General features: G+C 67.5%; 27 protein-coding genes. 4 read left to right on the top strand and 23 right to left on the bottom strand.

Features of this window, described 5'->3' with window-relative positions:
* Nucleotide 1: 1 nt before the first annotated feature.
* The 16 genes from WCL10_RS04010 to WCL10_RS03935 form a co-directional block, all read right to left on the bottom strand.
* Nucleotides 2–415 (bottom strand): peptidoglycan endopeptidase, encoded by a 414-nt coding sequence (locus WCL10_RS04010; RefSeq protein ID WP_336894330.1) that lies wholly within the window; start codon nt 413–415, stop codon nt 2–4.
* Nucleotides 412–1,242 carry a DUF2163 domain-containing protein gene (locus tag WCL10_RS04005; protein WP_336894329.1) on the bottom strand — a complete coding sequence of 277 codons (831 nt, stop codon included), beginning with the start codon at nt 1,240–1,242 and terminating at the stop codon, nt 412–414. The genes WCL10_RS04010 and WCL10_RS04005 overlap by 4 nt, the downstream gene beginning before the upstream one ends.
* A 1-nt stretch (nt 1,243) precedes the next feature.
* Nucleotides 1,244–3,598: a DUF2460 domain-containing protein gene (locus tag WCL10_RS04000; protein WP_336894328.1), complete on the bottom strand. Its 2,355-nt coding sequence runs from the start codon at nt 3,596–3,598 to the stop codon at nt 1,244–1,246.
* Nucleotides 3,599–3,613: 15 nt separating this feature from the next.
* Nucleotides 3,614–4,192 carry a tail tape measure protein gene (locus WCL10_RS03995; protein ID WP_336894327.1) on the bottom strand — a complete coding sequence of 193 codons (579 nt, stop codon included), beginning with the start codon at nt 4,190–4,192 and terminating at the stop codon, nt 3,614–3,616.
* On the bottom strand, nt 4,185–4,382 hold the full coding sequence (locus WCL10_RS03990; RefSeq protein WP_336894326.1) for a phage tail assembly chaperone: 198 nt from the start codon (nt 4,380–4,382) through the stop codon (nt 4,185–4,187). Before WCL10_RS03990 ends, WCL10_RS03995 begins: the two co-directional genes overlap by 8 nt.
* Nucleotides 4,379–4,711 (bottom strand): gene transfer agent family protein, encoded by a 333-nt coding sequence (locus tag WCL10_RS03985; RefSeq protein ID WP_336894325.1) that lies wholly within the window; start codon nt 4,709–4,711, stop codon nt 4,379–4,381. Before WCL10_RS03985 ends, WCL10_RS03990 begins: the two co-directional genes overlap by 4 nt.
* A complete protein-coding gene (locus WCL10_RS03980) occupies nt 4,708–5,115 on the bottom strand; it encodes a phage major tail protein, TP901-1 family (protein ID WP_336894324.1) in 408 nt (135 codons plus the stop codon). Before WCL10_RS03980 ends, WCL10_RS03985 begins: the two co-directional genes overlap by 4 nt.
* A gap of 60 nt (nt 5,116–5,175) precedes the next feature.
* Nucleotides 5,176–5,571, bottom strand: coding sequence for a DUF3168 domain-containing protein (locus tag WCL10_RS03975; RefSeq protein WP_336894323.1), 396 nt, complete (start codon nt 5,569–5,571; stop codon nt 5,176–5,178).
* Nucleotides 5,572–5,574: 3 nt separating this feature from the next.
* On the bottom strand, nt 5,575–5,733 hold the full coding sequence (locus WCL10_RS03970) for a hypothetical protein (protein WP_336894322.1): 159 nt from the start codon (nt 5,731–5,733) through the stop codon (nt 5,575–5,577).
* Nucleotides 5,730–6,278, bottom strand: a complete 549-nt coding sequence (locus WCL10_RS03965; RefSeq protein ID WP_336894321.1) for a hypothetical protein — start codon at nt 6,276–6,278, stop codon at nt 5,730–5,732. The genes WCL10_RS03970 and WCL10_RS03965 overlap by 4 nt, the downstream gene beginning before the upstream one ends.
* A gap of 113 nt (nt 6,279–6,391) precedes the next feature.
* Nucleotides 6,392–7,567, bottom strand: a complete 1,176-nt coding sequence (locus WCL10_RS03960; RefSeq protein WP_336894320.1) for a phage major capsid protein — start codon at nt 7,565–7,567, stop codon at nt 6,392–6,394.
* An 80-nt stretch (nt 7,568–7,647) separates the two neighbouring features.
* A complete protein-coding gene (locus WCL10_RS03955; protein WP_336894319.1) occupies nt 7,648–8,109 on the bottom strand; it encodes an HK97 family phage prohead protease in 462 nt (153 codons plus the stop codon).
* Nucleotides 8,106–8,414 carry a DUF6127 family protein gene (locus tag WCL10_RS03950; RefSeq protein ID WP_336894318.1) on the bottom strand — a complete coding sequence of 103 codons (309 nt, stop codon included), beginning with the start codon at nt 8,412–8,414 and terminating at the stop codon, nt 8,106–8,108. The genes WCL10_RS03955 and WCL10_RS03950 overlap by 4 nt, the downstream gene beginning before the upstream one ends.
* Nucleotides 8,411–9,574, bottom strand: a complete 1,164-nt coding sequence (locus WCL10_RS03945; RefSeq protein WP_336894317.1) for a phage portal protein — start codon at nt 9,572–9,574, stop codon at nt 8,411–8,413. Before WCL10_RS03945 ends, WCL10_RS03950 begins: the two co-directional genes overlap by 4 nt.
* A gap of 119 nt (nt 9,575–9,693) precedes the next feature.
* Nucleotides 9,694–11,025 carry a terminase family protein gene (locus WCL10_RS03940; protein WP_336894316.1) on the bottom strand — a complete coding sequence of 444 codons (1,332 nt, stop codon included), beginning with the start codon at nt 11,023–11,025 and terminating at the stop codon, nt 9,694–9,696.
* Nucleotides 11,022–11,552 (bottom strand): hypothetical protein, encoded by a 531-nt coding sequence (locus WCL10_RS03935; protein ID WP_336894315.1) that lies wholly within the window; start codon nt 11,550–11,552, stop codon nt 11,022–11,024. Before WCL10_RS03935 ends, WCL10_RS03940 begins: the two co-directional genes overlap by 4 nt.
* Nucleotides 11,553–11,816: 264 nt before the next feature.
* Between WCL10_RS03935 and WCL10_RS03930 the strand changes: the two genes are divergently transcribed.
* Complete coding sequence (locus tag WCL10_RS03930; RefSeq protein WP_336894314.1) at nt 11,817–12,461, top strand: YqaA family protein; 645 nt, start codon at nt 11,817–11,819, stop codon at nt 12,459–12,461.
* A 93-nt stretch (nt 12,462–12,554) separates the two neighbouring features.
* Here the strand turns inward: WCL10_RS03930 and WCL10_RS03925 are convergent, their stop codons facing one another.
* From WCL10_RS03925 to lgt, 6 genes are all read right to left on the bottom strand, one after another.
* Nucleotides 12,555–13,091 carry an adenine phosphoribosyltransferase gene (locus tag WCL10_RS03925; RefSeq protein ID WP_336894313.1) on the bottom strand — a complete coding sequence of 179 codons (537 nt, stop codon included), beginning with the start codon at nt 13,089–13,091 and terminating at the stop codon, nt 12,555–12,557.
* A gap of 92 nt (nt 13,092–13,183) precedes the next feature.
* Nucleotides 13,184–14,020, bottom strand: coding sequence for a cytochrome c1 (locus WCL10_RS03920; RefSeq protein ID WP_336894312.1), 837 nt, complete (start codon nt 14,018–14,020; stop codon nt 13,184–13,186).
* Between the two features lie 34 nt (nt 14,021–14,054).
* Entirely contained in the window at nt 14,055–15,347 is a 1,293-nt protein-coding gene (locus tag WCL10_RS03915; RefSeq protein ID WP_336894311.1) for a cytochrome b/b6, read from the bottom strand.
* 11 nt (nt 15,348–15,358) lie between these two features.
* On the bottom strand, nt 15,359–15,922 hold the full coding sequence (petA, locus tag WCL10_RS03910) for a ubiquinol-cytochrome c reductase iron-sulfur subunit (RefSeq protein ID WP_336894310.1): 564 nt from the start codon (nt 15,920–15,922) through the stop codon (nt 15,359–15,361).
* 273 nt (nt 15,923–16,195) lie between these two features.
* Nucleotides 16,196–17,251 carry an SAM-dependent methyltransferase gene (locus WCL10_RS03905; protein ID WP_336894374.1) on the bottom strand — a complete coding sequence of 352 codons (1,056 nt, stop codon included), beginning with the start codon at nt 17,249–17,251 and terminating at the stop codon, nt 16,196–16,198.
* Between the two features lie 79 nt (nt 17,252–17,330).
* Nucleotides 17,331–18,221 carry a prolipoprotein diacylglyceryl transferase gene (lgt, locus tag WCL10_RS03900; RefSeq protein ID WP_336894309.1) on the bottom strand — a complete coding sequence of 297 codons (891 nt, stop codon included), beginning with the start codon at nt 18,219–18,221 and terminating at the stop codon, nt 17,331–17,333.
* Nucleotides 18,222–18,397: 176 nt separating this feature from the next.
* On the opposite strand from lgt, the gene WCL10_RS03895 reads away from it, so the two are divergent.
* The 3 genes from WCL10_RS03895 to WCL10_RS03885 are packed head-to-tail and all read left to right on the top strand — an operon-like array spanning nt 18,398 to nt 23,434.
* A complete protein-coding gene (locus tag WCL10_RS03895) occupies nt 18,398–20,110 on the top strand; it encodes a class I adenylate-forming enzyme family protein (protein WP_336894308.1) in 1,713 nt (570 codons plus the stop codon).
* Nucleotides 20,111–20,129: 19 nt separating this feature from the next.
* Nucleotides 20,130–22,877 (top strand): [protein-PII] uridylyltransferase, encoded by a 2,748-nt coding sequence (locus WCL10_RS03890; RefSeq protein WP_336894307.1) that lies wholly within the window; start codon nt 20,130–20,132, stop codon nt 22,875–22,877.
* Entirely contained in the window at nt 22,874–23,434 is a 561-nt protein-coding gene (locus WCL10_RS03885) for a YqgE/AlgH family protein (protein WP_336894306.1), read from the top strand. The genes WCL10_RS03890 and WCL10_RS03885 overlap by 4 nt, the downstream gene beginning before the upstream one ends.
* Nucleotides 23,435–23,491: 57 nt before the next feature.
* On the opposite strand, the gene gltX is transcribed toward WCL10_RS03885, so the two are convergent.
* On the bottom strand, nt 23,492–24,817 hold the full coding sequence (gltX, locus tag WCL10_RS03880; protein WP_336894305.1) for a glutamate--tRNA ligase: 1,326 nt from the start codon (nt 24,815–24,817) through the stop codon (nt 23,492–23,494).
* Nucleotides 24,818–24,829 lie beyond the last annotated feature (12 nt).

Here is a 24,829-nt window from a genome sequence, read left to right as displayed (position 1 = left end):
GTCAGGTCCTGTCTGGGAGTTTTGGCAGCGGCACGCGCCAGCCGCCCACAAGCGGCCACGGCGCCGATCCGGGCAGGAACGTCACGCGTCCCAGCCCGGCATGGGCGTGGATGAAGCCCCCTGGCACGCGAACCAGAAGGTGTGGCTGCACCGGATTCACCATGGCCAGCAGGAGATCGCCATCCACCGCCTGGTCAACAGGGGTAAAGCCGTTGGCTGCGGCAATGGGCAGCAGACCGGCCACGCTCGCCGTGCGCAGGCGGTAGCCTTCAGGCACTACCGGTTCTGCCCCGGCCCGGCGCATAGCCTCGGCAACAAGACCGACGCAGTCGAGCCCGGTCGCCGGGTCCCGGCCATGTAGTCGAAACCGCACCCCGACGAGCGTTGCCGCAGCGGCGGCCAGCGCGGCGTTCATGGTTGCAGCGCCGGATAGCGCGTGAGCAGGTCGTTGCCCGGCAGGAATGGCTCGCCCTGGAAATTGACCGCATTGTCGAAACGCGCGGCGCAGGTCTCCAGCGTATGGTCGCAGCCTTCGCGCAGCTCGATCATGGTGCCGGGCGGGATTCCGTCGGCGCTGGTGCGGTCCAGCACCAGCCAGGTGCCGTCGGCCGCCTCGATCCGCCTGGTGATCCCCGCCTCTGGCCCGTCGATCCAGCGCAAGGTGCCAAAGGCCAGCTGCGCGGCGCTCGGCCTGCCGCTCGCGCGCACCGATGCGCCGTCGGCGGAAACCTCCGCCAGGCTCGCCAGATGGGTGAAGGCATTGGCGGAAAGTGTGCAGCCCTGGCCGCAGAACTCGGCGCGGCAAGTTGGCGCCGTGCGCGGCACTATCTCGCGCGCGAGAAGGTCCTTCACCGATCGCAGCTCTGCGGAAAAGCCTGCGCCCTCGTGCCCCACGGTTCCGATCGTTCCTGCATAGAGCGTTACCCGCTCGAGCGTTTCCCAATCGACCAGCCCCATCGCGATCGATCCGCCGTCGAAACGCCCGGCGGCAAGATCGGCCTCACGGATCGCGTCATGGCTCAGTGCGCCCGCCACTTCGGCGCTGTCTGCCTCGAAATCGGCTGTGCGGCGGATTGCGGAAGGCACCATGCCCGGCGCCGTGCGGTGGACCAATCCGTCGAAGGCAAGGTCGCGGTCATGGCTGGTAAAGCCCAGCGTCACCCCGTCGCGTCGTTCGAGCCGCCACCAGATCGCGACCGTTTCCAGCGGCTGGCTGAACCAGACGCGTGTGCTCTCTGCCATGTCAGGCGTCCTCGCGCAGTTCGATCAGCGGCACGCTTGGCGCCTCGCCGGCTGCAAATGCCGCGCCGGAAATGTCGAGCCGGTCTTCGGCAAATCGCACTGGCACGTCGAATAGGAAGCCTGCGTGCACAGTCTTGCCGGCGGCCGGTGCGTCGGTGAACACGATCACCCCCAACGGATCGAGCGTCCACGCGGTAACCGCAAGGCCGTCGACGCTGACCAGCAGGCTCTCGGCGCGAGGCCGGGTTATCCGCCGCTGCTGCGCCTCGCTGTCCGGGCCATAGGCCTTGACCAGCGGGAAGCGCGCCTTAGCGCCATCGCCCACACCGATCACCTGATCAAGCGCGGTGGGCACACCCGCCATGCCGTTCGAGCTGTAGTCCGAAGGGTCGCGCAGCCGAAAACCCCGCGCCTGCCCGCGCCGGGCCCGGAAGAAGGCAATCAGCTCGCCCAGTTCCGCCTCCGAACGCACGCCCGGCCCGACATCGAAGCGCAGCCGCGCATCGGCCCACAGGCTGTTGCGCCGCTCGAAGCCCGAGGCGGTGATCGTCACATTGGTCGAAAACTCGGGGGTCACTGTCGCCGATCGCCCGATCGCGATGGGAAAAAGCACGTCGTCGAATGGCTGCATGATATCGTCCTCGCTGGCCGTGCCGGCAGCGGGGCCGGGCAGTCGGGTAAAACCGTCGCGCGCCACTTGCGGCAGGGCCCAGATGAAAGTCTCGGACACCCCGATCGCCTGCGCCTCGCTCGCCGCGGCATCGATCATCGGCCACATCGCACCGGCATCGGCACCACTCAGCACGAAGCCTGACACGTAGTGCTGGCGGCTGCGGGCATAGCCGAGGCGAGCCTCCGCTTCGGCCCGTCCCCCCATGCGCAGCGCCTCGAATCCGGCGGTGAGCCAGTCGTAGTCCTCAATCTGAAGCACATCGAAAGCCGGCCACGCCCAGCCGGTCGGCAAGTTCGCGCGGCGCGCCTCAGGCATTGCAGGGGCAAGCACGGTCGGCAGGAACGCCAGGAGCAGCGTCTCGCAGGGCGCAGACCCGGCGGCTGTGCGAACTGCGGCAGTAAGGCTTGCGGTCGAGGCCGCCAGCAAGGCGCCCGCCGCATCGAGCAGCGCTATCTGCGAGGCGGTAAGTGCGCCGCCCAGATCGGGAATGACCACCGGATTTCCGCCCAAAGCCGCCTTTGCTGCATCGTCATAGATGCAGATTCTGCGATCCCCGGTCACCCACCACCACGGCTCTCCTACCTGGTAGCGCACCGGCAGGCCCGCCTCGATGAGCATTCCCGCAAGCCGCACCGCCACCTTTCGCAGCCACGCGTTCGCCGCTGTGTTTGCCGGCGAAAGCAAAGCCGAGGGTGGTGACCAGCCGGTTCGCGCCGGGCTCCCGTCAGAGGCCCGCTGCTGCCAGGAAGCCGGGCAATGCTGCGCCAGCAATTCGTAGGACTGCGACAGGATCACAGTGTAACCCATGGCCTTCGCGCCCGAAAGAAACGCGGCGTGCCAGCGCTCGGCGGCTACGTTGAGCGCGGGCAGGGCCGGATCAACCACAAAGCCGCCCGCGCCGTCGGGCGCCAGCGGGAAGAAGTGGCTCATCCCCACATAGTGATTGATGCTGCCGCGATAGCCGAGGCCCCGGATCGCGCGCAGCAGCCGCGCCGGTGTCTGGTTGTAACCGTCGTCATAGCCGGTCGCCATGGCGAGCCCGTGCGGCGGAACCATCACGTCGCCGATGGTCAGCATCGGCTTGTGGCCCTGGCAGCGTATCGCCGTCAGTTCCACCCAGCCCGTCAGCGCCGGGGTGAACGGCGCGCCCGCGCTCGCCGAATAGCCCGGTGCAACCAGCGAGATGAACATCCGGTCGATGTCCGAAGGATGGACCGGATCGGCCTCGCCAGGCAGCATGAACCCGCCCGAAAGCGCCGAAAACGGCAGGGACACCACCGCATCGGTCGGCGTGCCCACGGCATAGTTCCACAGCCGCACATACCAGGAGCGCGGGTTGCCCGCCGCATCCCGTCCCTCGATCGTCAGGGTCGGGCCGTTCACCGCGTCGAGCGGCAGCACCCCGCCCGAACGCCAGCGGAACGACAGCGTCAGCCGCGCATAGTCGCGGTCGGTATCGTAGGCGAGGAGCGGATGGTCCCAGCGGTCCGCACTTTCCCAGATCAGCCCGATCAGGTCGTCGGCCTTCTGGAACACCGCGTCGACGCGCAAGGCGTCGGGCCCGATGGTCACCACCGATGCCATTGCCGGGCGCGGGAAATCCACGGTCCAGAAGCGCGGATCGAAGCGCTGGATCGTATCGGTCGTCTGCACCGTGCGGCGGCTCGCCAGCCAGAAGCTCATGGCCCTCGTTCCTTCTCAGTATTCGCTGAGGGCGCGGCGCACGGCCTGTGCCACCTGGCGGCTGGAACGGCGCAGGCTTTCCGGGCTGCTGCTGCCCTCTGGCGCCACCACCTTGATCGAGACATTGACCGACCTAGCCGCCGCGCTGCTGCCCGCATCGACCTGCCCGGCCGATGTCGGCACGAACAGCTCGGGCCCCCGCTCGCCCACCAGATAGGGCCGCCCGGGCGAGACCGGCCCGCCCGTCGCACGCCCCGGCAGGCCAAAGATCGAACCGATCAGGCTGCCAAGGCCAGAAATGCCGCTGCCAAGGCTCCCGCCGCCCGATCCGCCTATGCCGATCGAGGTGAGGCCCCCACGCAGCGCCTGCGCGGCAATGTCGTCGAGCACTCTGAGCCCGGTCCGGCGCAAGTCCTCGAAGCCCAGGCTGCCGCGCCGGATCGCGCCGAGCAGACCACGCTCGAGCACGTCGCCGCCCCGACTGAAGCCGTCGACCAGGATTGTGTCGAAGCTGCTCCGCATCTGTCCGACATCGGCGGCAAACCCGTCGGTGCTGGCGCGCACGTCGACGACCAGCGTTGAAAGACTATCCATGCGCCTCGCGCTCCATCATTGCGGTGAGTGTGGTCCGATCGATGCCGCCGGCAGGTGGCGGCGCGGCGGCTGTCACGATAATCGCCAGTTCCTCTGGCGTAGCGGCCCAGAACGTGTCCGGCGTCCAGCCGATCAGCAACGCGGCCTCCCCCGCAAGCCGCGCCGCCCCCTCGCCAAAGCGTCCGCTCATCCGCCGCCCTTTAGCACCTGCACCAGCAGGCTCCGCAGAGCCGGCGCGCAGACGGCGAGGCCGGCGCGCGTCACCGCTTCGGCAAAAGTCTCGCGGCTCTGGCCGGAAGGGTGCGCGAGGCAGTGCCAGAATAGCGCCACCATCTCGCCCAGCTTGAGCTCGCCGCCGCTTGCCCGCTCGACCAGCGTGAACAGCGGGCCAAGCTCCTCTTCGGCCGCCACCAGCGCGCCGAATGTCGGGCGCAGCACGTGGGCCACACCGTCCAGCAGCAGCTGCGCTTCGCCGCGATGCGGATTGGCGGATACCGGCGTCCTGCTGGCGCCGCTCATACCTGCGCCACCATGCCCGAGCTTTCCAGCGACAGCGTGTAATTGCGCTCGCCGTTGAAATCCCCGGCATAATCGAGCCGCTGGACAAGAAACTTGCCGCGCATTTTCTCGCCGCCCTCGAACGAAAGCTCATAGTCGGTGATCGTGCCCGCCAGCGCCGCGCCGCGCACTTGCGCTTCGGCGCTGCTGCCCAGAAAGATCCCCGCCGCGCTCACGCTCACCGAGCGCGTCCCCGCGCCTGAAAGCAGCTCGCGCCAGCCGCCCGAATCCTTGCTGGTCACCACCACCAGCTCGCCATTGATCGACATCTGCGTGGTGCGTAGCCCAGCCACGGTATTGTAGGTCGGCGTCGCGGCGCCATCGCTGATCTTCAGCAGAAAGGCGCTTCCCTTCTGAGCGGGCATCTCGGTTCTCCTGGTTGGAAGGATACAGGGTCGTGAAAAAGGCGCCCTCGCGCCGCGCGGTCAGACTGCCAGCACCCGCGCCCGGTACTCGAGCACGAGAGCGCGCAGGGCCTCGCCGCGTTGTTCGGCCCGGGCCCTGAGGAAGGTCAGGCTGGCGATCTGGAAACCGGCCTCGCTCTGATCGGCGGGCAGGCTCTCCATCCGCGCTTCGATCGCGCCGATGAGGTCCGCTTCGGCCAGTTGCTCATAGCCGCGGTAATTGAGTTCCAGCGCCACGCGGATCTCGCGCCCGCGTCCGCTCTTGGTGCTCCAGTCGGTGCTCGCGCTCGCGGTCAGCGCCAGCCACGGCAGCGCCGTGCGCAAGGGCGCTTCCTCGACAATCGCGTTGAGCGTGGCAGACAGTGTGCTGTCGGCAGACAGCCAGGCCACCAGCACGCTGCGAAAAGCCAGTTCCATCGCTTACTCCTGTCCCGGCAGGGGCCACAGCCACCGCGCCGAACGCCAGTTGGCGGTGTTGTCGCTTGCGCCGCGCCGCGCCGCGCGCGCCTCGGCCAGACGGCGTGCAGCCGCGATCAACTGCTGCTGCACTTGCGCGAAGTTGCTGCCCGCGCCGATCATGCGAGGCGCATCCGCCGCCACGGCCGCCACAGCGCCGCCACCGAAGCCGGCGGTCCGGCCATGGCCTTGTCGCTGTCGCGGGTCCGGTGCTGGTGCGCGGCCCAGCGCACCAGGCCCTGCTGGATCGCATCGGGCAGCGTGTCCCAGCCCTCGGCGAGGCCTGCGGTAAACCGCACTGCCACGCGGGTCTGGTCGAGCGGTCTCGTCAGGCGCAGCCGCCCGCCGCCCTCGGCGTCGATATCGATCTCGTAGTCGCTTGCCGCCAGCGCAGTGCGCGTGCCGTCGAGAGCGACCGCCGAAACGCCGGTGATCGCCTTGACCGGCCATGTCGCCAGCGCCTGCCAGTCGCCGATCGCTGGCAGCACTTCCTCGCAGGGCGATACCAGCGGCAGCGTGCCGATAAAACCTTCGCACAATTCGAGCGCGGTCCTGATCAGGCCCGTCAGCTCAGCGTCGTCGCGCGATGTGCTGATGCCGAGCCAGGCCTTGAGTTCGGCCAGCGCCGTTGGTGCCAGCGTCGGCGGCGCGATTATTGCCCGCTTCATGGCAATCTCCGGTGTTCTGGGGAGGGGAAAAGGGCGCGCCCGCGGCGTGAGGGGAGCCGCCGCGGGCGCGCGGGGCAGGCGCGTCAGGGGGGCACGCGCCCGCCTTGTTCCGGTCAGGTCGAGATTTTCATCAGCTTGATCGCGTCGCTGTCGAGCACCTGCCCGCCCACCCGGCGCGTAGCGTAGAACTGCACGTATGGCTTGTTGGTGTAGGGATCGCGCAGGATCGTCGTCGCGGTGCGCTCGGCGATCAGGTAGCCGGCCTTGAAGTTGCCGAACGCGATCGGGAAGGCGCCCGCGCCGATATCCGGCATGTCCTCGGCCTCGATCACCGGATAGCCAAGCAGGCGGCTCGGCTGGCCATCGACGATGCCGGCCTGCCACAGGAACGAACCATCGGCCGCCTTGAACTTGCGCACCGCCGCCAGCGTTGCCGAGTTCATCATCCACACCGCACCTTGGCGCAGCCCCGCTCGCAGCGAGAACACCAGATCGATCAGTTTGGCCTCGGGCGCCGCGTCAAACGCAGTGGAATTGCCCGAAGTGATGAACTGCAGGGTGCCGAACGGACGCGTGCTATCGTTCTGCGCTGCGGTCGGACCGGTGAGGAAGCCCCGCGGCTGGTTGGTGCCGGTACCGTTGATGAAGGCTGCTCCTTCCGCGCGGGCGAATTCGGTGGCGATCTCGGACGCCAGCCAGTTGCCGACGTCAAACGCCCCATCGTCGAGCATCTGCTGCGTTGCCGAGGGATTGGCATAGAGCTCGCCCTGCGGCGGCACGATCTCGGCCAGCTTCGGGCTCGCCGTCTCGGTCCGCGCGCCGGTCTCGCTGGCCCAGCCCGAAGCCGTGCCGCCGATCGAGATCAGGCGGCGGAATCCGCTGCTGCTGGTCTGCACCACGTTGGCCACGCTGCGCACCGGGCTGAACTTCACGAGGCGGCGCGCGATTTCCGTGTCGATCGGGCGCGGCAAGGCAAAACCGCCATCGGCCGGGGAGCCGATCGAAAGGCTCTTGAGCTCGGTCTCGCGGCCCAAGCGCAGATAGCCGTCAACAAAGCCCTTGAGCTCGGGCGAAGCCTCGCCAGTGTCGCCGCTGCCGATCACCGGGCGCACCGCGGCGCGATTCACCTTGTCGAGCCGGCCTTTCACTTCGGTCAGATCGCCGCGCAGCGCGGCAATGGCTGCGGCGGTTTCTTCCTGCCGCGTCACGATGTCGAACGACGCTTCGAATGCGTCGGCCTTGGTCTCGATCGCGCCGCTGGTGGCGCCTTCGGTGGTGTTGATTTCCATGGAACCGAACGTCCTTTCTGGGTGAGGGTCGCCCGCCCGGGCGGCCAATTTCGGGGTGGTGGTCGGGAAAGTGTGTGGGCTCACGCCGGCGCCAGACGGCCGCCTTTGCTGTCGACGTAGTGAACCCGCGCCAGCTGCTGCATGGGGCGGGTAACCAGGCTGACCTCGATCAGGTCGAGCGCGCGCAGCTGGCGGCCCCCGCCCTGCGGTGCGGCGTCGCGCACCCGGTATCCAAACGAGAGGCCGTTCACCGCGCCCTCGGCCAGGGCCTTGGCTGCTGGCCCGGCGCCGGGCGACAGCGAGGCGATCACGCGCAGGCCGTGGCGGTCCTCTTCTGCCACATCGACCCAGCCGATGCGCTGGCCCGTGCGGTGCTGCCACAAGAGCGGAAGGCGCAAACCCGCCGCCGCACGCGCCGCCAGCGTCGCGGCAAAGGCGCCAGGCACGATCACATCGCCGCCGGTATCGCGCTTGCCGAACACCGCTGCATAGCCGGCAAAGCGCACCGCCTGCGGCGCAGGGTCTGGCTGCTGCGCGCTCATCGTGCGCCGTCCTGCGATCCGAAGCGGACCGCAAGGCCCAGCAGAAGCAGCGCCAGCACCCCGCGCATCGCCCAGGCGACCACCGCTTTCCACGCGCTCGCCTTGGCATCGCGCCATGCGCGCAGCAGTTCGCGCAGCTCGGCTAGGTCCTTGTGCGCCGTATCGTCGGCAAGGCCCATCCGCTCCAGCGCCCGCGCCGCGCCCAGCTCGCTCGCCTCCTCGACGACCGCGCGCAGCGTGATCAGTTCAGAGCCCTCGCTTCCCGCCTGCGCCAGCAGACCGGCCAGCATGTCCTCGCGCCTCATGCCGCTTTCTCCGCAAGGCCCAGCATCTGCCGCTTCTCGGCAGGCGTCAGGAAATCGGCTGCCGAAACCTGGTTCCACAGCATTTGCCGGTCCTCCGAGAGCGCCGGCACCCGGTCGAGCTCGACCACAAGCCGCGCCTCGGGAAACCAGGGGCTCAGCCCCTCGGCCAGCGCATCCAGGATCTTGCCCGCCAGCGGCAACAGCGTGAGCCGCCACAGCGCCCGATTGGCCTCGCGGTAGTTGGCATACGTATTGTCCCCCGGCAGCCCGAGCAGCATCGGTGGCACCCCGAAAGCGAGCGCGATGTCACGCGCCGCCGCCGCCTTCAGCGTCGCGAAGTCCATGTCCGCCGGGCTCAGCGCCAGCGCCTGCCACTTGAGCCCGCCCTCGAGCAGCATCGGCCGCCCGGCATTGGTTTCGCCGGAAAAGGCAGCGGCAAGCTCGGCCTTGATCCGCTCGAACTGGTCCGCGCTCAGCGCCGCACCCGGCTCACCCGGATCATAGACCAGCGCGCCCGATGGCCGCGCTGCGTTCTCCAGCAGTGCTCTGTTCCACCGCGCCGCGGCATTGTGGATGGCTACCGCCTCGTCCGCCGCCTCGAGGCAGCCTGCCCCATAGTGATCGTCGGAGGGGTGAAACGCGCGGATGTGGATGAGATTGGGCAGCCCGAACTCATCCAGCGCATCGATCTGCAGCGTCGTATCGCCCAGGGTATAGGTAAAGGCCGCCGGCCAGCCCTTGGCATCGGGCAGGATCCGCACCCGCTCCGGCCGCAGTGCAAAAAGCTCTGCCGGCTGGCCCTCCGCATCACGCAGCACCTGCACATAGCCGTTGCCATGCAACACCAGCTGGCTCGCCAGCGTCTCCAGCAGCGCCTGTCCCGCGCTCGTCGCGCTCACCAGCCGCATGAGTTCCGGGTCCGAAGCGCCAACCGGCGCGCCGCCTACCCCTTCCGCCACCAGCCGCACCGCGCGCTGCGCCACCGGGTTCTTGAGGTAAGCCTCGCGTATCGCCGCCGGATAGTTGAGCGGCCCACGCGCTTCTCCTCCGCGCCAGTTGAAGGCTTCGGCCCAGGGCGAAACAAACCCGCGCGCCAGCGGCGCACGCTCGGATACCGCCGCGCCCTTGAAGGCCGCGGCCAGACTTTGCAAAATCGACATATCCAGCCTTTCAAAACGCGTGATGCCACTCAGCGCCGTCGTCTCCCCTCCCGCTTGCGGGAGGGGGCGGGGATGGGCCGCAGCACACACTGCTGCTCGCCCGGGGCTCCGTGCCCCCTTCAATCAATCCAGATGCGCGGCTCTCCAGCTCGGCCCAGCATCAGCTCGGTCAGCGCCCAGACACAGGCATCGGCCCGGTCCGGTGATCGGCCCGGCCCTTGATAGGTTCCGCCCGGCAGCAGCCCGCACAGCTCGTCCTCCAGCCGTGCGAACAGCCCCGCATGGCGCACTCGCCCGGCCTCGTAGAGCGCGGCGATCGGCTCGGCCCGCGCTGCCTTGCCGCGCCGCGCATGCACCAGCCGCAGCGGCAGCGCGGCGTTCGCGGCGCGCAGCACCGCTTCCACCATCGCGCCGCCCTGATTGGCCTCGGCCACGACCCGGTCCGCTGACCAGGCCCGTGCCGCCTCGGCCACTGCCCGGGCCCAACGCTCCGGGCTCGCCTTCTCGACCGAGGCATCGGCCAGCACCCGCGCTACGCCGTCACTGCCAAGACCGCAGACCACGATCCCGCAGGCATCGCCCTCGGCGCTCGCCGGCGGGTCCACACCCACGACCACCCGCGTCATCGCGGTGTCCGCACCGGCTTCGCGGCACTGCTCGATCAGGCCCCGCGTCCACAACGCTCCGGGCAGGTCGTCGATCAGCTCGCCGTCCAGCTCCTGCCGCCCGAGCAGCGTTCCGCCGAACTCGCGTGTCACGTCGGCGATGAACCGGCCCGGCAGGTTGGCTATGTTCTCCAGCGTAGAGCCGCGCGTCAGCACCACATCGCTCTCGCTGCCGAGTTGCGCGATCAGCCGCCGCACCAGCGGGACGGCCCTTGGTGTCGTCGTCGCCACGATCTGCGGAGCTTTGCCCAGCCGAAGGCCCAGCATGAGGTTGTCCCAGCTGCGCCGCGCTTGCCCCTGGTTGTCGTCCCACTTGGCAATCTCGTCGCACCACGCATGGCTGTGCTGCGGCCCGCGCAGCGCCTCGGCTTCTGCTGCCGAGAAAAGCTGCGCCTGCGCCCCGCCGGGCCACATGATCCGGCGCAGCGAAGGCTCAAAGCGCGGGCGCAGGTGCGGTGGGCTTACCGCCATAAGCCCGCTCTCGCCTTCCACCATCACGCTGCGCGCCTCGTGCAGCGAGGCCCCCACCAGCGCGATGCGCGCCTCGGGGTCGCGTTCGGCCACCATGCGCACCCATTCCGCACCGGCGCGCGTCTTGCCGAAACCGCGCCCGGCCATGATCAGCCACACCCGCCAATCGCCGGTTGGCGGCAACTGCGCCGCGCGCGCCCACATCGGCCAGTTCCACGGCACCGCGTCGCGCTCGCTCTCATCGAGCAAGTCCGGCAGTGCGTGGGCCAAGCCGCTCTCGTCGTGGCGCAGAAAGTCGAGCCGGTCGACGCTCATGCCGGATCCTGCGGCTTGGGCAGGATCGCCATCGCTTCTGCAGCCGTGTCCCGCTGCGCTTTTGCGTCCATCACCCGGCGCTTCAGTTCCTCGACCTTGCGATCAATCGAAGCGCGGATTTCCTCCGCGCTGACATGGTCGCGCCGTGCCCGCTCGCGTGCCGCTGATTCGCGGTGCGCCGCCAGCAGACGAAACGCGGTGCCGTTGTCGAAGCTGCGGTTCCCGCGCCGGGCTCCCGCCGCGGATTTCAGTTCGCCGGTCCGAAGCCGATAAAGCAGCTCCATCTCGAGGTTGTCATAGCCCTCGCACAGCGCCACCTGCCATTCGCGGTTGAACGCGTGGTCCTGCCGCCGTCGGTTATAGGCGGTGGAGGCATCGATACCGGCGGTGCGGGCGGCAGCGGCCACATTCGATGTGTCGGCAAGGGCAGCAAGGAACTTCGTGCTCCAGTGCGGTGCGGCCGCCGGGCCTTGCCGGGCATCCGGTTCGGCATGAGGCGGCTGCGGCGCAGAGGGTCGCTCGGCCATGGGCTCTCCGTTGCTGGGGGTAGGGGAGGACGAGGGCGGAGCCGCCTCGGCGGCGACTCGGTCTATCGCGATGTTCCCGTTATGTACTCAAACAGCGTCACGCTGTCAAGAAAAATGTACCTATATGGTTATAGGCAGTGCCCCCCTAGCGCTTTGGGTCCCGCTCGCTTAGGGAATATTTGCTTTGCGCTGTCAGGAAGCAGCTGCGGGACGCTGTCTCGCTCCCGCCCTGGCCCACGATCGCCCAAACGAGTACCCAGCCCGATGCTTCGCAGCCTTTACAACTGGACCATGGCCAAGGCCACGCACCCGCTCGCCGAGGTATGGCTGGCGCTGTTCTCGGCCATGGAGGCCAGCTTCTTCCCGGTCCCGCCGCATCCGCTGCTGGGGCTGATGTGCCTTGCCGAACCGAAGAAGGCCGTGCGCTATTCCGCAATCGCCACCGCCGCTTCGGTGGCTGGTGGCCTGCTCGGCTACGCGATTGGCTACTTCCTCTTCGCCAGCGTCGGCAAGGAGCTGCTCGCGCTGCTCCACCTCTCCGAAAGCTTCCCCAAGGCTGCCTGCTATCTGCGCGAATACGGGGTGGAGATCATCGTCATCAAGGGCGCGACGCCGATCCCGTTCAAGCTCCTCACGATCACCGCCGGCTTCATCGCCATGCCGATCATCCCGTTCCTGCTTGCCAGCATCGTCAGCCGCTCGATCAGCTTCATGATCGTCGGCGGACTGTTCCGCCTGTTCGGCGCGCCGATCAAGCGCATGATCGACAAGTACCTCGGCCTTGTGACCATCGGCTTCGTCGTGTTCATCATCGGCGGGTTCTATCTTGCCAGCCTGGCCAGCGGCGCAAGCGGCGGCAGCGCAGAGGTTTCGGCCCGCTGCGCCAAGGCCACTATCGCCAGTCTCTGAGCCGCCAAAGCCCTCTTCCCCGATCATCCCGAGCTTGCCTTAGGACAGGGGAGAGCCCCCCCGAGAGGGGCGCATGCGCAAAGCTCGGCGCTCTCAGTGCCCCGGGAAGTCCATCAGCGCTTCCACCTTCACGCCCCCACCGCGGAGGCGCTCGGCTCCGTGCAGGTCGGGCAGGTCGATCACGAACAGCGCATGGTCGATCCGCGCGCCCGCGCCGCGCAGCAGTTCGGTTGCGGCCAGCGCCGTTCCCCCGGTGGCGATAAGGTCGTCGATGATCACCACCCGCGCGCCTTTGGTAATCGCGCCGGGGTCGATCTCCAGCCGGTCGCGTCCATATTCCAGCGCATAGTCGATGCCCACGGTGCGCACCGGCAGCTTGCCCGGCTTGCGCACCGGAACGAAGCCCAGCTTCATGTGCGCGGCCACCGCCGCCCCGAAGATGAACCCGCGCGCTTCCATGCCCGCAACCGCCTCGGCGCCGGCCGCTTCGGCCATGCGAGCCAGGTGGGCGATGCAGGCGGCAAAGCCCTCACCGTGCCCGATCAGCGTGGTGATGTCGCGAAACAGGATTCCCTTGGCGGGAAAGTCGGGCACCGTGCGCACCAGCGCCTTGATCTCGTCCTTGGTCATGGCGCGCCCCTCATACCGCCGCCAACGAAAAAGGCCACCGTTGCCGGTGGCCTTCGTTCGTCGGCGTTTGCCGCAGGATCAATGCGTACCTGTCAGTGCTTGTCAGCCCAGACGTTGCGCTTGGCAAGGTAGGCAAGAGCCGTCGCCGCAAGCAGGAACAGGAGCACGGGCCAGCCGGTCTGCTTGCGCTTGTCGAGCTTGGGCTCGGCCGTCCAAGTCAGGAACGCCGCAACGTCCTTGGCCATCTGGTCGACCGTCGCCGGGGTGCCATCGCTGTAGGTCACCTGACCATCGCTTACCAGCGGGGCCGGCATCGCCAGGTTGAGGTTGGCGAAGTAGGGGTTGAAGTACAGCCCGTCGGGCGTCTTCGCATCGGGGAACTTCTTGAGCAGTTCCTCGCCCGCCTCGTTCTTGTAACCGGCCTGATCGACATAGCCCGTCAGCAGCGCGTGGATGTACTGCGCCCCGCCGTGACGCGACTTGGCAATCAGCGAAAGATCCGGCGGCGCGCCCTGACCGGCGTAGTAGACCGGCGGGAAGTGGTCCGAAGGCAGGTTGGGACGCTCGCCGCGGTCACCGGTCTTGGGATCGAAGGTCTGTGCCTTGTTGCCCCAGTTCTTGGCGATCGCCTTGACCTCTGCCTCCTTGTAGCCAAGCGCGGTCAGGTCGCGGAACGCCACCTGCTTCAGGCTGTGGCAGTTCGAGCAGACTTCCTGATAGACCTTGAAGCCGCGCTGAAGCTGCTGCTTGTCGAACGTGCCGAAGGCGCCGTCGAACGAGAACGCGACTTCCTTCGGGTGCATGTGAAACAGCGCTTCCGCGGTCGGCGGGGTAGGCTGGGTCGCCGCATTGTAGGCGCCGTTTCCGAACGACCAGAGCAGTGCGACTGCGAAGAAGAGGCCAACGAGCGGGCCAAATAGACGGACCATGAGGTTTCCCTTTGGATGTGCCGGGTTGGCAGGCTCAGGCGACAGCCGGGGTTGCGGGAGCGAGGGCGGCGTGCTCGTCCTTGCCCAGCACGGCCTCGGTGATCGAGAACGGCAGCGGCTGCGGCGTTTCGATCGACGAGACAACCGGCAGGATCACGAGGAAGTGCAGGAAGTAGTACATCGACGCGATCTGCGAGATCATCACGTAAGGCTCGGCTGCCGGAGCGCCGCCGCAGTAGCCCAGCACCAGCACGTCGACGACGAGCAGGTAGAAGAACTTGCGGAAGAGCGGCCGGTAGTGGCCCGAACGCACCGGGCTCGTGTCGAGCCAAGGGAGGAAGAACCACACCAGGATCGCGCTGAACATGGCGAGCACGCCCATCAGCTTGGCCGGGATGAACATGAAGTCCGAGGTGAAGGCGCGCAGGATCGCGTAGAACGGCCAGAAATACCATTCGGGCACGATGTGGGCCGGCGTCGAGAGCGGGTTGGCCGGGATGTAGTTGTCCGGGTGGCCCAGCAGGTTCGGCGCGAAGAACACCAGCGCGCAATAGAGCATGAGGAACACGCCGAGGCCGAAGCCGTCCTTGGCGGTGTAGTAGGGGTGGAACGGCACGGTGTCCGATTCCTGCTTCACTTCCACGCCCGTGGGGTTCGACGAACCCGGGATGTGCAGCGCCCAGACGTGCAGGATGATCACACCCAGGATCACGAACGGCAGCAGGAAGTGCAGCGAGAAGAAGCGGTTGAGCGCGGCATTGTCAGGCGCGAAGCCGCCCAGCAGCCACTCCTGCAGCGGCGGGCCGACCAGCGGGATCGCCGAGAACAGGCCGGTGATGACCTTGGCGCCCCAGAAGCTCATCTGGCCCCAGGGAAGCACGTAGCCCATGAAGGCGGTCGCCATCATCAGCAGGAAGATCACCACGCCCAAGAGCCAGATCATCTCGCGCGGCGCCTTGTACGACGAGTAGAAGAAGCCGCGGAAGATGTGGGTGTAGACCACGATGAAGAACATGCTCGCGCCGTTGGCGTGCGCGTAGCGGAGCATCCAGCCCCAGTTCACGTCGCGCATGATGTGCTCGACGCTGTCGAATGCGACCTTGTCGTTGGCAGCATAATGCATTGCCAGAACGACGCCGGTCACGATCTGCAGCACGAGGGCGAAGCCCGCGAGCACGCCGAAGTTCCACATATAGTTGAGGTTGCGCGGCACCGGATAGCCGGCGCCCACCGCGTTGTAGACAAAGCGGGGGAGGGGAAGCCGATCATCAAGCCACTGCATCAGCGGGTGGCTCGGCTTGTATTCGTTCGCCCAGGGAAAGCTCATCGTGTCAGTCCTCAGCCGATCTTCACGACAGTGTCGGAAGCAAATTCATGGGGAGGCACCTCGAGGTTCTTCGGTGCCGGGCCTTTGCGGATGCGCGCCGCGGTGTCGTAGACCGAGCCGTGGCAGGGGCAGAAATAGCCGCCGAACTCACCCTTGACCTCGCCTTCGCCCGCGCCCAGCGGCACGCAGCCGAGGTGGGTGCAGACGCCCATCGTGATAAGCCAGTTGGTCTTGCCGGCGGTGGTGCGCTGCTCCAGCGACTGCGGATCGCGCAGGGTCGCCACGTCGACCTTCTCGGCCGCCTTGATCTCGTCGGGCGTCAGGTTGCGGATGAAGACCGGCTGCTTGCGCCACACGGCCTTGATTGCCTGGCCCGGAGCGATCGCCGAGATGTCGATCTCGGTCGAGCTTTCCGCCAGAACGTCGGCCGAAGGCGCCATCTGCGCGATCAGCGGATAGAGTGCTGCGAGACCACCCACGCCTGCGAAGCTCACTGCGGCGATATTGATGAAATCGCGCCGCCGTACGCCTTCGCCAGTCATGGTTGCCTCAGCGATGCTTGCTTGTTCAGCCATTGCCATTCCCTGCCTGCCGCCGCCGCCGCCACGGATCGGGCGCGGATAGCGTGTCCTAAAATGTCCCACACCGACCCGGCGGGGAAGTGCCCAAAGGGACGCCATCCGCACGTGTCAGTCCGGCCTCGCTGCAGTGCGAGAGTCCGGCCCCCTTGGCCGCGCCTGATAGACGCAAAGCCGCAGGTTTGCCAACAAGCATTTTGCCATGACGTTAAGCCTGCAAAGGCTAGTATTTTCATGATCTTGATCGTTTATTGCGAGCGCTTCGCAAGACTAGTCTGGCTGCGGTGTGACAGTGCCCGCGGCTGGCCCGTCGCTGCTGACTCGGACAAAGCCCGCCCCATCGGGCCAACCCGGCGCGGCAAGGCCCATCACTTTGAACAGGCTGCCCATCTCTTGCGGTGCGGTCAGTCGCAAGGCCTCGGCACGGATCGCCTCCTCAGCGTGCGGTGCGCCGCGCGTCAGGGCCTCCGCCCGCGCGTCGATTCCGAGCGCTTTCAGCCATGCGCCCTGCTCGCGCGTGCCGAGCCAGCGCCCACCGGCCGCCTCGGCGATCCCGGCGAGCGTGGCAAAATCGACAAGGGCGGTCAGATCCGCCTCGCCTGGCCCGGCGAATGGATCGACCTTGCGATGCGCGCGCACCGCCTGCAGCGTGCTACCCAGCTGCGGCTGACTGTAGCCGTAGTCGATGAACAGCGCCGCCCCGCCTTGCGCGGCGAGGCGTCCCGCCACGTCTTGCACCACAGTCGCGGCCGCCGGAGAGGTCTCCAGAATGGACCCCTCTGCCGCATCGGCAAACCCTGCTGGCACGGCTGCATCCATCGGCCTTGTGCCCACCACCGGCACAAACGCCCCGCTGCCATCGAGCCCGACCATCCGTTCGCGCCACCCTGCTGCGGTCCGCACCAGCTGGCGCACCGGCAGCGCGTCGAGAAACTCGTTGGCCACGACAAGCAGCGGCCGGTCAGCGGGCAAATCGGAAAGGTCGTGATGCCACTGCGCCCCGGGATGCGCGGCGCGCTGCAGCGCCGTCAGAGCCGGGCTGGTCTCGACAAAATGGACTTCGGGCACAAGGCCGCCGCGCCGCGCCGCACGCAGTGCATCGCGTGCCAGCGTCCCCCGCCCGGGCCCGAGCTCGACATAGCAGACGTTCTCCGGCTGTCGTGCGCGCTGCCAGATATCGGCGAGCCAAAGGCCGATGAGTTCGCCGAACATCTGGCTGATCTCGGGCGCGGTCACGAAATCGCCCGCCGCCCCCAGCGGATCGCGCGATGCATAGTAGCGCGCATTGGCCTCGGCCATGTAGTGCGCGATCGGGATCGGCCCCATGGCCGCGATCAGCCGCGCGAATACGGCCGCGAGGCTCGCGCCCGGGGTCGGGGCGTCACCGGACACAGGCTCCGGCCCGTCAGGATGTGGCAGGCTGGCCGGCCGGCTGGATTGTCACCGCCAGCGGCGGACGCATCAGCGCACGCAGCGCGAAGATGAGCCCCACTGCCATCATCGGCAGGGTCAACCACTGGCCCATGGAAAGCCCGGTGCGCATCGTGAAGTCGTGCAACTGCGCATCGGGCTCGCGGTAATATTCTACGGTAAAGCGCGCCGTTGCATAGCCGAGCGTGAACAGGCCCACGAGCAGGCCCGGCCGCCACCGCGCGCGGGTCCGCCAGAACAGCACCAGCATGACAAGGGCGAGCACGAGCCCCTCGAGCAGCGCTTCGTAAAGCTGGCTCGGATGCCGCGGCAGCGATCCCGCGCCGGGGAACACCATGACCCAGGGCGCGGTCGAATCAGTCACCCGGCCCCACAGTTCGCCGTTCACGAAATTGGCGCAGCGCCCGAAGAACAGCCCCGGCGGTACGCAAACCGCGATGTAGTCGCAGGCCCGCACGAAGTTCAGCCCGCCCCGCCAGGAAACCCAGGCGATCGCCAGAACCGTGCCGATCAGGCCGCCGTGGAAACTCATGCCGCCTTCCCACAGCCGCACCAGCCGCGCCGGATCGGTCAGCAGTTCGGGCGCGTAGAAAATCGCGTAGCCCAGCCGGCCGCCCAGGATGATGCCCAGCGTCGCATAGAAGAACAGGTCGTCGGCATGACGCTGCGCCATCGGGGCGCCGGGCTGGCGAATCATTTTGCCCAGCTGGAAGTAGGCCAGCATGATCCCCGCCAGGTAGGCGAGGCTGTACCACTTGATCGCGAAGAACCCGAGGTCGATCGCGATCGGCGAGAGCCCGAGGCTCTCCCAATGCAGCGGTTGGCGAGCCGCGACGGCTGCGGCGGCGGCCGATAATGACAGCAAGGGTCAAGCTCCCTGGAAATTTTGCAACGGGACTGTTTTGTTTTGTAACGCCGACGACGCGGCCTTGCGCGGCCTTCTGGCACAGGGCAAAGCCATGAGGCAAACCGAATAACGGCACAGGTCGGATCAAGGCGCAAAGCGACCGGATCCGGGCGGAGAGGAGCGATTACCACACCATGTTGACCCAGCTTGACCGGGACCTTGCGCGCGTAATGGACGGGCTGACCGCCCCGGGCGGCATGCTCGCGACCACGCCTTTCCAGGCCTTTGGCCGCGAACTGCCGATGATCGCTGCGGCACCCCCGACGTTGGGCACCTATTTCACCCAGTTCTGCACCTTCCATGGGACCAAGGAATTCATCGTCGACGGCGATGTGCGCCTCACCTTCGCCCAGACGCTAGAGGCAGCGCGGATCGCCGCCGGCGGCCTGGTTGCCGGCCACGGCCTGCAGAAGGGCGAGCGCATCGGCATTGCCGCGCGCAATTCGGCCAACTGGATCGTCGCCTACATGGCCGTGCTCATGGCCGGTGGCTGCGCCGTGCTGATCAACGGCTGGTGGCAGGGCGAGGAGATGGCCCACGGCATCGACCTCGTCGGCTGCCGCATGATCATCGCCGATCGGCAGCGCGCCGAGCGCCTCGCGGGCATCGGCCACGGCGCCGAGATCGTTCCGCTGCTGCACGATTGCCATCCGGCCGAGGGCCTTGCCGCGCTCACCGCCAAGGGCGGCGACGGCGCTACGCCGCTGCCCGATGTCGGGCCGGACGACCTTGCCACCGTGCTTTTCACCTCGGGCTCGACCGGTGTTTCCAAGGGCGCCTATTCCGATCACCGCGGCGTGGTCCAGGGCACTTACAGCTATCTGGCGCAAAGCCTGCTCGTCCTTGGCCTGATGACCGAGCGTGGCGATGCGCCGCCGGCCGGTTCACAGCCGATCGCGCTGGTCAACGTGCCGCTCTTCCACGTCACTGGCGAAGTGCCGCTGCTCCTCCAGTCCTATGCGCTCGGCCGCAAGCTGGTGCTCATGCCCAAGTGGGATGTGGTCACCGCGATGCAGCTGATCGAACGCGAGAAGGTCACCTACTTCGTTGGCGTCCCGCTGATGAGCTACGAGATCGCCACTCATCCCGATCACGACAAGTACGATCTTTCGAGCTGTGTCACCTTCGCAGCCGGCGGCGCGCCTCGCCCGGTCGAGCATGTCGACCGCATCCGCAAGGCGCTGCCCCACGCCTTCCCGATCCTGGGCTACGGCCTCACCGAAACCAACGGCGTGGGCTGCGGCAACTTCAACGAGAACTATCTCGCCAAGCCCGGCAGCACCGGCACGCCCTCGCGCCCGCTGGTCGATCTCGCGATCCTCGATGATGCCGGCCAGCCGGTGCCGCAGGGCGAGCTCGGCGAAGTCTCGATCCGCACCGTCGCCAACTTTCTCGGGTATTGGGACAATCCCGAGGCGACGGCGGCAGCGATCATGCCGGACGGCTACTTTCGCACCGGCGATCTCGGCTACCTCGACGCGGAGGGCTACCTGTTCATCGTCGACCGCAAGAAGGACATCATCATTCGCGGCGGCGAGAACATCGCCTGCATCGAGGTCGAGAACGCGATCTACGCGCACCCCGGTGTTGCCGAGGCCAGCGTCTTCGGCCTGCCCGACGAGCTCTATGGTGAAGTGCCGGTGGCGGTCTATCTCGCCAAGGAAGGCTGCACCGTGACCGGTGAGGACCTGCGTGCCTTCCTCGCCGCGCACATCGCCGCCTTCAAGATTCCCGTCCACTTCTGGGAGGAGCACGAGGCCCTGCCGCGTCTCGGCACCGAAAAGGTGGACAAGCGCACGCTGAAGCAGCGTTACGGGGCGCAATGGCAAGAGACGCGCAAGGCCTGATGCGATAGAGAAGCGGGGTATGATCAGCCCCCGGATTCCCAACCAGCGCGCCATCATCGATCGCCGCGCCCTTGCCGATGCGATTGCCGAGCGTGTCGCCGCCGAGGGTGACAAGGCGCGGCCGGCGGTCGTGGAGCTGCTGCGTGAGGCTTTGGCGGGCGGGCGCGAGGAAATCGCCCGCCGCCTCACCGCGCGCCCGTCCCACGGCAGCGAATGCGCTCAGGGGCAGGCCTTCCTGATCGACCAGCTTGTGCGCGTGATCCACGATCACGTCGTCGGCCATGTCTACCGCGCCAGCAACCGCTCGACCGGCGAGCGAATCGCTCTCGTTGCTGTCGGCGGCTACGGGCGCGGCGAGATGGCGCCGCATTCGGATGTCGACATCGCCTTCCTCACCCCCACCCGGCCCACCGCCTGGTGCGAGCAGGTGATCGAGGCGATGCTCTATTTCTTCTGGGACCTCGGCCTCAAGGTCGGGCAGTCGAGTCGCTCGCTCGACGAGATGGTGCGCCAGGCGCGCAGCGACTTGACGATCCGCACCGCGCTGCTCGAAGGCCGCTATGTCTGGGGCGACCGCGCGCTTTACGAGGATAGCGCCAAGCGCTTCTGGGCCGAAGTCGTCAACGGTACCGAGCGCCAGTTCGTCGCCGAAAAGCTTGCCGAGCGCAACGAGCGCCACCGCAAGCTGGGCGACAGCCGCTATGTCGTCGAACCCAACGTCAAGGAAGGCAAAGGCGGGCTGCGCGATCTGCACACGCTCTATTGGATCGGCAAATACATCCACAAGGTGCGCGATCCGAGCGAACTGGTAGGCGCCGGCCTCCTCTCGGCCGCAGAATACCGCGCGTTCCGCCGCGCGGAGAACTTCTTCTGGTCGGTGCGCTGCCATCTCCATGCGATCACCGGCCGTGCCGAAGACCGCCTGACCTTCGACCTCCAGCGCGAAGTCGCGCTGCGGATGAACTTCGCCGACCGTCCGGGCAAGAGCGCGGTCGAGCGTTTCATGCAGTATTTCTTCCTCCAGGCAACGCAGGTCGGCTCGCTTACGGGCATGTTCCTTGCCCAGCTCGACGAGCAGTTCGCCAAGACCCGCCTCGGCTTCTTCGCGGCGCTGCGCGGCCGCCGCAAGCGCAAGATCGGGGCCTATCCGATCGTCGCGGAAAAGCTGGGTGCCGATGGCGACGACTTCTTCCGGTCCGATCCGGTCCGCCTTGTCGAGATATTCCTCGTTGCCGACCGCGAGGGGCTGGAAATCCACCCCGAGGCCATGCGCCTTGCCCGCCGCGATGCCGTGCTGATCGACGCGGCCGTGCGCCGCGATCCGCGCGCCAACACCCTGTTCATGGAACTTCTCACCAGCCGCCACGATCCCGAGACGGCGCTGCGCTGGATGAGCGAGGCGGGGATCTTCGGCCGCTTCGTGCCCGATTTCGGCCGCGTCGTCGCGCAGATGCAGTTCGACATGTACCACCACTACACCGTCGACGAGCATACCATCCGCGCCATCGGGCTGCTCTCCCGGATCGAGAAGGGCGAGGAGAACGAGCAGCATCCTCTCGCAACCGAGGTCATCTCCAAGGTCGCCTCGCGCCGCGTGCTCTATGTCGCCACCCTGCTCCACGATATCGCCAAGGGACGGCGCGGCGATCACTCGCTGCTCGGCGCCGAAGTCGCGATGAAGCTATGCCCGCGCCTCGGCATGTCCCCTGCCGAGACCGAGCTTGTCGCCTGGCTGGTGCGCTGGCACCTCCTGATGAGCGCCACCGCCTTCAAGCGAGATCTTGCCGACTACAAGACCATCGCCGATTTCGTCGGCCGGGTGCAGAGTCAGGAACGCCTGCGCCTCCTGCTTGTGCTCACGATCGTTGATATCCGCGCGGTTGGTCCCGGCATCTGGAATTCGTGGAAGCGTCAGCTCCTGGGTGATCTCTTCATCTCGGCCGAGGAAATGCTCCGCCTCGGCCACAAGCAGCATGGCCGCGCCGAGCGCATCGCCGCCAAGAAGAAGGCCGTCGCCGCGCTGCTCAAGGAACGCGACGCGCTGATCGGCACGGTCGGCCGCCAGCTCGGTGATGCCTACTGGATCGCCGAGCCCGAAGATATCATCGCGCTCAACCTCCAGCAGATGGACATCTCGCTGGACGAGCCGCTGACAGTCGAGGCGCACTGGTATCCCGCGCGCGGCGCCACGCTCGTCACCGTGCTTGCGGCGGACCACCCGGGCCTGTTCTACCGTATCGCGGGCGGCATCCATCTTGCCGGCGGCAACATCATCGACGCGCGCATCCACACCGCGCGCAATGGCCTCGCGGTCGACAACTTCCTCGTTCAGGACCCCTTGGGCCGCCCGCTCAATGAACCCGCGCAGATTGCCCGGCTCAAGACGGCAATTGCCGATGCGCTGGCCAACCGGGTCAAGCTCCTGCCCCAGCTCGCCGCGCGCCCTTCGGCCCGGCCGCGCGCTGATGCGTTCGAGGTCCAGCCCATTGTCATCTTCGACAACAAGGCCTCCAACCGCTTCACCGTGATCGAGGTCGGCGCGCGTGATCGGCCCGCATTGCTCAGCCAGCTCGCCCGCGCGCTGTTCGAGGCGCGGTTGGTCGTCCATTCGGCGCATATCGCCACGTATGGCGAGCGCGCTGTCGATACGTTCTATGCAACCGACATCCTCGGCGAGAAGATCGAGGCCGACAGCCGCCTGCGTGCGGTCGAGAAGCGCCTGGTCGAGGCGGCTGAGGACCGGCGCGCCAAGGCGGCTGCGGCATGACCGAGGCGCAGTACCTCGCCGGGCGTCTGCTGCTCGCCATGCCCGGCATGGCCGATACCCGGTTTGACCGTGCGGTGATCGCAATGTGCGTGCACGACGAGCACGGCGCGCTCGGCATCGGTATTGGCAGCGTGCGCGAGGACGTCACACTGCACAGCCTGCTCACCGATGTCGGCATCGATCCCGGCGAAGCGCCCGATGGCCCCGTGCTTAATGGCGGCCCCGTCGAACCTTCGCGCGGCTTCGTGCTCCACAGCCCCGACTGGGGCGGCACCGGTTCGGTCGAAGTCGGCCCGCTCTGCGCGCTCTCCGCTTCGATGGACGTGCTGCGTGCCATCGCAGAAGGGCGCGGCCCCTCAAAATGGTTGGTCGCACTGGGTTATGCGGGCTGGGGAGCCGGCCAGCTCGAGGCCGAGATGCGCCACCACGGCTGGTATGCAGCACAAGGCCGCAGCGAAATCCTGTTCGAAACCCCGGTAGGCGCCCGCTGGGCCGCAACATGGCGCGCCGAAGGCATCGATCCCTCGCACCTCGTCAGCGAAACCGGCCGCGCTTAAGCCCTCTCCATTTCTGCAAGGCACGGGGGCGTCAAAGGCGGGTCGGAGGGGCAATCTTCACCCCAGCCGCCGCACCGCCTCATCCCGGCCGATCAACGGCAGCAGGGCCTTCATATCCGGCCCATGATCCATGCCAGTCAGCGCTTGCCGCAGCGGCAAGAACAGCGCCTTGCCTTTCCGCCCGGTCAGGTCCTTGAGCGCCCCGGTCAGCCCGGCCCAAGGATCGCCCGACCAATCGAGCCCAGCCGCCACATCTGCCGCCTGATCCAGAGACGCCCGCGTCTCGTCATCGAACGCCGGGGCCTCGACCGGCCCTGTCACCACCCGCCACCACTCCGCCGCCTCGGCCAGGGTGTTCAGGTTCGGGCGGATCGCTTCCCATGCCGCATCGCCCATCCCGGCGGGCAAGCGGTCTGTCACCCGCGCATAGGGCAGGCGGTGGATTACCGCTGCATTCACCCGCGCCAGCTCCGCCTCATCGAACCGCGCCGGCGCCCGGCCAAAGCGGGAAAGGTCAAAGCTTGCCGCCAGATCTTGCGCATCCAGTGCCGCATCGACCGGATCGGACGTCCCGAGCCGGGCCAGCAGCGCGATCAGCGCCTCGGGCTCGATCCCGCTTTCGCGCAACTCCGAAACGCCCAATGAGCCCAGCCGCTTGGAGAGCTTGCCCTCCGCCCCCGTCAGCAAAGCCTCATGCGCGAAGCGTGGCACCGGCGCGCCCAGCGCTCTGAACATCTGCACTTGCGTTGCGGTGTTGGACACATGGTCCTCTCCGCGCAGCACGTCGGTCACGCCCATCTCGATGTCGTCGATCACCGAGGGCAGCATGTAAAGCCATGATCCATCGGCCCGCCGCACCACCGGGTCCGACATCTGCCTCGGATCAAAGTGCTGCGGGCCCCGGATGCCGTCCACCCATGCGATCGGCTCATCATGGTCGAGCAGAAAGCGCCAGTGCGGCGCCTCGCCAGACGCCGCCTTGACCGCATGCTCCGCTTCGCTCAGCGCCAGCGCACTGCGATCATAGATCGGCGGCAGCCCGCGCCCGAGCAGCACCTTGCGCTTCAGATCGAGCTCCTGCGACGTTTCATAGCAGCGATAGAGCCGCCCTGCCGCCACCAGCCGCTGAAACGCCGCTTCGTAGATCGCAAAGCGCGCCGACTGCCGCTCCTCGCGCTCGGGATGCAGACCCAACCAGGCAAGGTCCGCCCGGATCGCAATGACATGCTCCTCGCGGCTGCGCGCCACATCGGTATCGTCGATCCGCAGCAGAAACCGCCCGCCGCCTTGCTTCGCAAGCAGCCAGTTGTGCAGCGCAGTCCGGATATTGCCGACATGCAATGTGCCCGTGGGCGAGGGGGCGAAGCGGGTGGTTACCGTCATGCGCCTGCCTAT

The sequence above is a fragment of the Novosphingobium sp. genome, assembly GCF_037133355.1.
Lineage (GTDB): Bacteria > Pseudomonadota > Alphaproteobacteria > Sphingomonadales > Sphingomonadaceae > Novosphingobium.
Note: the sequence above shows the minus strand (reverse complement) of the source record. Positions and strands in the feature narration are given on the sequence as shown.

Bases quoted from the DNA above. Each gene is read 5' to 3' on its own strand.
- WCL10_RS04010 (WP_336894330.1), bottom strand. From the start codon at position 415: ATGAACGCCGCGCTGGCCGCCGCTGCGGCAACGCTCGTCGGGGTGCGG.
- WCL10_RS04005 (WP_336894329.1), bottom strand. From the start codon at position 1,242: ATGGCAGAGAGCACACGCGTCTGGTTCAGCCAGCCGCTGGAAACGGTC.
- WCL10_RS04000 (WP_336894328.1), bottom strand. From the start codon at position 3,598: ATGAGCTTCTGGCTGGCGAGCCGCCGCACGGTGCAGACGACCGATACG.
- WCL10_RS03995 (WP_336894327.1), bottom strand. From the start codon at position 4,192: ATGGATAGTCTTTCAACGCTGGTCGTCGACGTGCGCGCCAGCACCGAC.
- WCL10_RS03990 (WP_336894326.1), bottom strand. From the start codon at position 4,382: ATGAGCGGACGCTTTGGCGAGGGGGCGGCGCGGCTTGCGGGGGAGGCC.
- WCL10_RS03985 (WP_336894325.1), bottom strand. From the start codon at position 4,711: ATGAGCGGCGCCAGCAGGACGCCGGTATCCGCCAATCCGCATCGCGGC.
- WCL10_RS03980 (WP_336894324.1), bottom strand. From the start codon at position 5,115: ATGCCCGCTCAGAAGGGAAGCGCCTTTCTGCTGAAGATCAGCGATGGC.
- WCL10_RS03975 (WP_336894323.1), bottom strand. From the start codon at position 5,571: ATGGAACTGGCTTTTCGCAGCGTGCTGGTGGCCTGGCTGTCTGCCGAC.
- WCL10_RS03970 (WP_336894322.1), bottom strand. From the start codon at position 5,733: ATGATCGGCGCGGGCAGCAACTTCGCGCAAGTGCAGCAGCAGTTGATC.
- WCL10_RS03965 (WP_336894321.1), bottom strand. From the start codon at position 6,278: ATGAAGCGGGCAATAATCGCGCCGCCGACGCTGGCACCAACGGCGCTG.
- WCL10_RS03960 (WP_336894320.1), bottom strand. From the start codon at position 7,567: ATGGAAATCAACACCACCGAAGGCGCCACCAGCGGCGCGATCGAGACC.
- WCL10_RS03955 (WP_336894319.1), bottom strand. From the start codon at position 8,109: ATGAGCGCGCAGCAGCCAGACCCTGCGCCGCAGGCGGTGCGCTTTGCC.
- WCL10_RS03950 (WP_336894318.1), bottom strand. From the start codon at position 8,414: ATGAGGCGCGAGGACATGCTGGCCGGTCTGCTGGCGCAGGCGGGAAGC.
- WCL10_RS03945 (WP_336894317.1), bottom strand. From the start codon at position 9,574: ATGTCGATTTTGCAAAGTCTGGCCGCGGCCTTCAAGGGCGCGGCGGTA.
- WCL10_RS03940 (WP_336894316.1), bottom strand. From the start codon at position 11,025: ATGAGCGTCGACCGGCTCGACTTTCTGCGCCACGACGAGAGCGGCTTG.
- WCL10_RS03935 (WP_336894315.1), bottom strand. From the start codon at position 11,552: ATGGCCGAGCGACCCTCTGCGCCGCAGCCGCCTCATGCCGAACCGGAT.
- WCL10_RS03930 (WP_336894314.1), top strand. From the start codon at position 11,817: ATGCTTCGCAGCCTTTACAACTGGACCATGGCCAAGGCCACGCACCCG.
- WCL10_RS03925 (WP_336894313.1), bottom strand. From the start codon at position 13,091: ATGACCAAGGACGAGATCAAGGCGCTGGTGCGCACGGTGCCCGACTTT.
- WCL10_RS03920 (WP_336894312.1), bottom strand. From the start codon at position 14,020: ATGGTCCGTCTATTTGGCCCGCTCGTTGGCCTCTTCTTCGCAGTCGCA.
- WCL10_RS03915 (WP_336894311.1), bottom strand. From the start codon at position 15,347: ATGAGCTTTCCCTGGGCGAACGAATACAAGCCGAGCCACCCGCTGATG.
- petA (WP_336894310.1), bottom strand. From the start codon at position 15,922: ATGGCTGAACAAGCAAGCATCGCTGAGGCAACCATGACTGGCGAAGGC.
- WCL10_RS03905 (WP_336894374.1), bottom strand. From the start codon at position 17,251: ATGGGGCCGATCCCGATCGCGCACTACATGGCCGAGGCCAATGCGCGC.
- WCL10_RS03895 (WP_336894308.1), top strand. From the start codon at position 18,398: ATGTTGACCCAGCTTGACCGGGACCTTGCGCGCGTAATGGACGGGCTG.
- WCL10_RS03890 (WP_336894307.1), top strand. From the start codon at position 20,130: ATGATCAGCCCCCGGATTCCCAACCAGCGCGCCATCATCGATCGCCGC.
- WCL10_RS03885 (WP_336894306.1), top strand. From the start codon at position 22,874: ATGACCGAGGCGCAGTACCTCGCCGGGCGTCTGCTGCTCGCCATGCCC.
- gltX (WP_336894305.1), bottom strand. From the start codon at position 24,817: ATGACGGTAACCACCCGCTTCGCCCCCTCGCCCACGGGCACATTGCAT.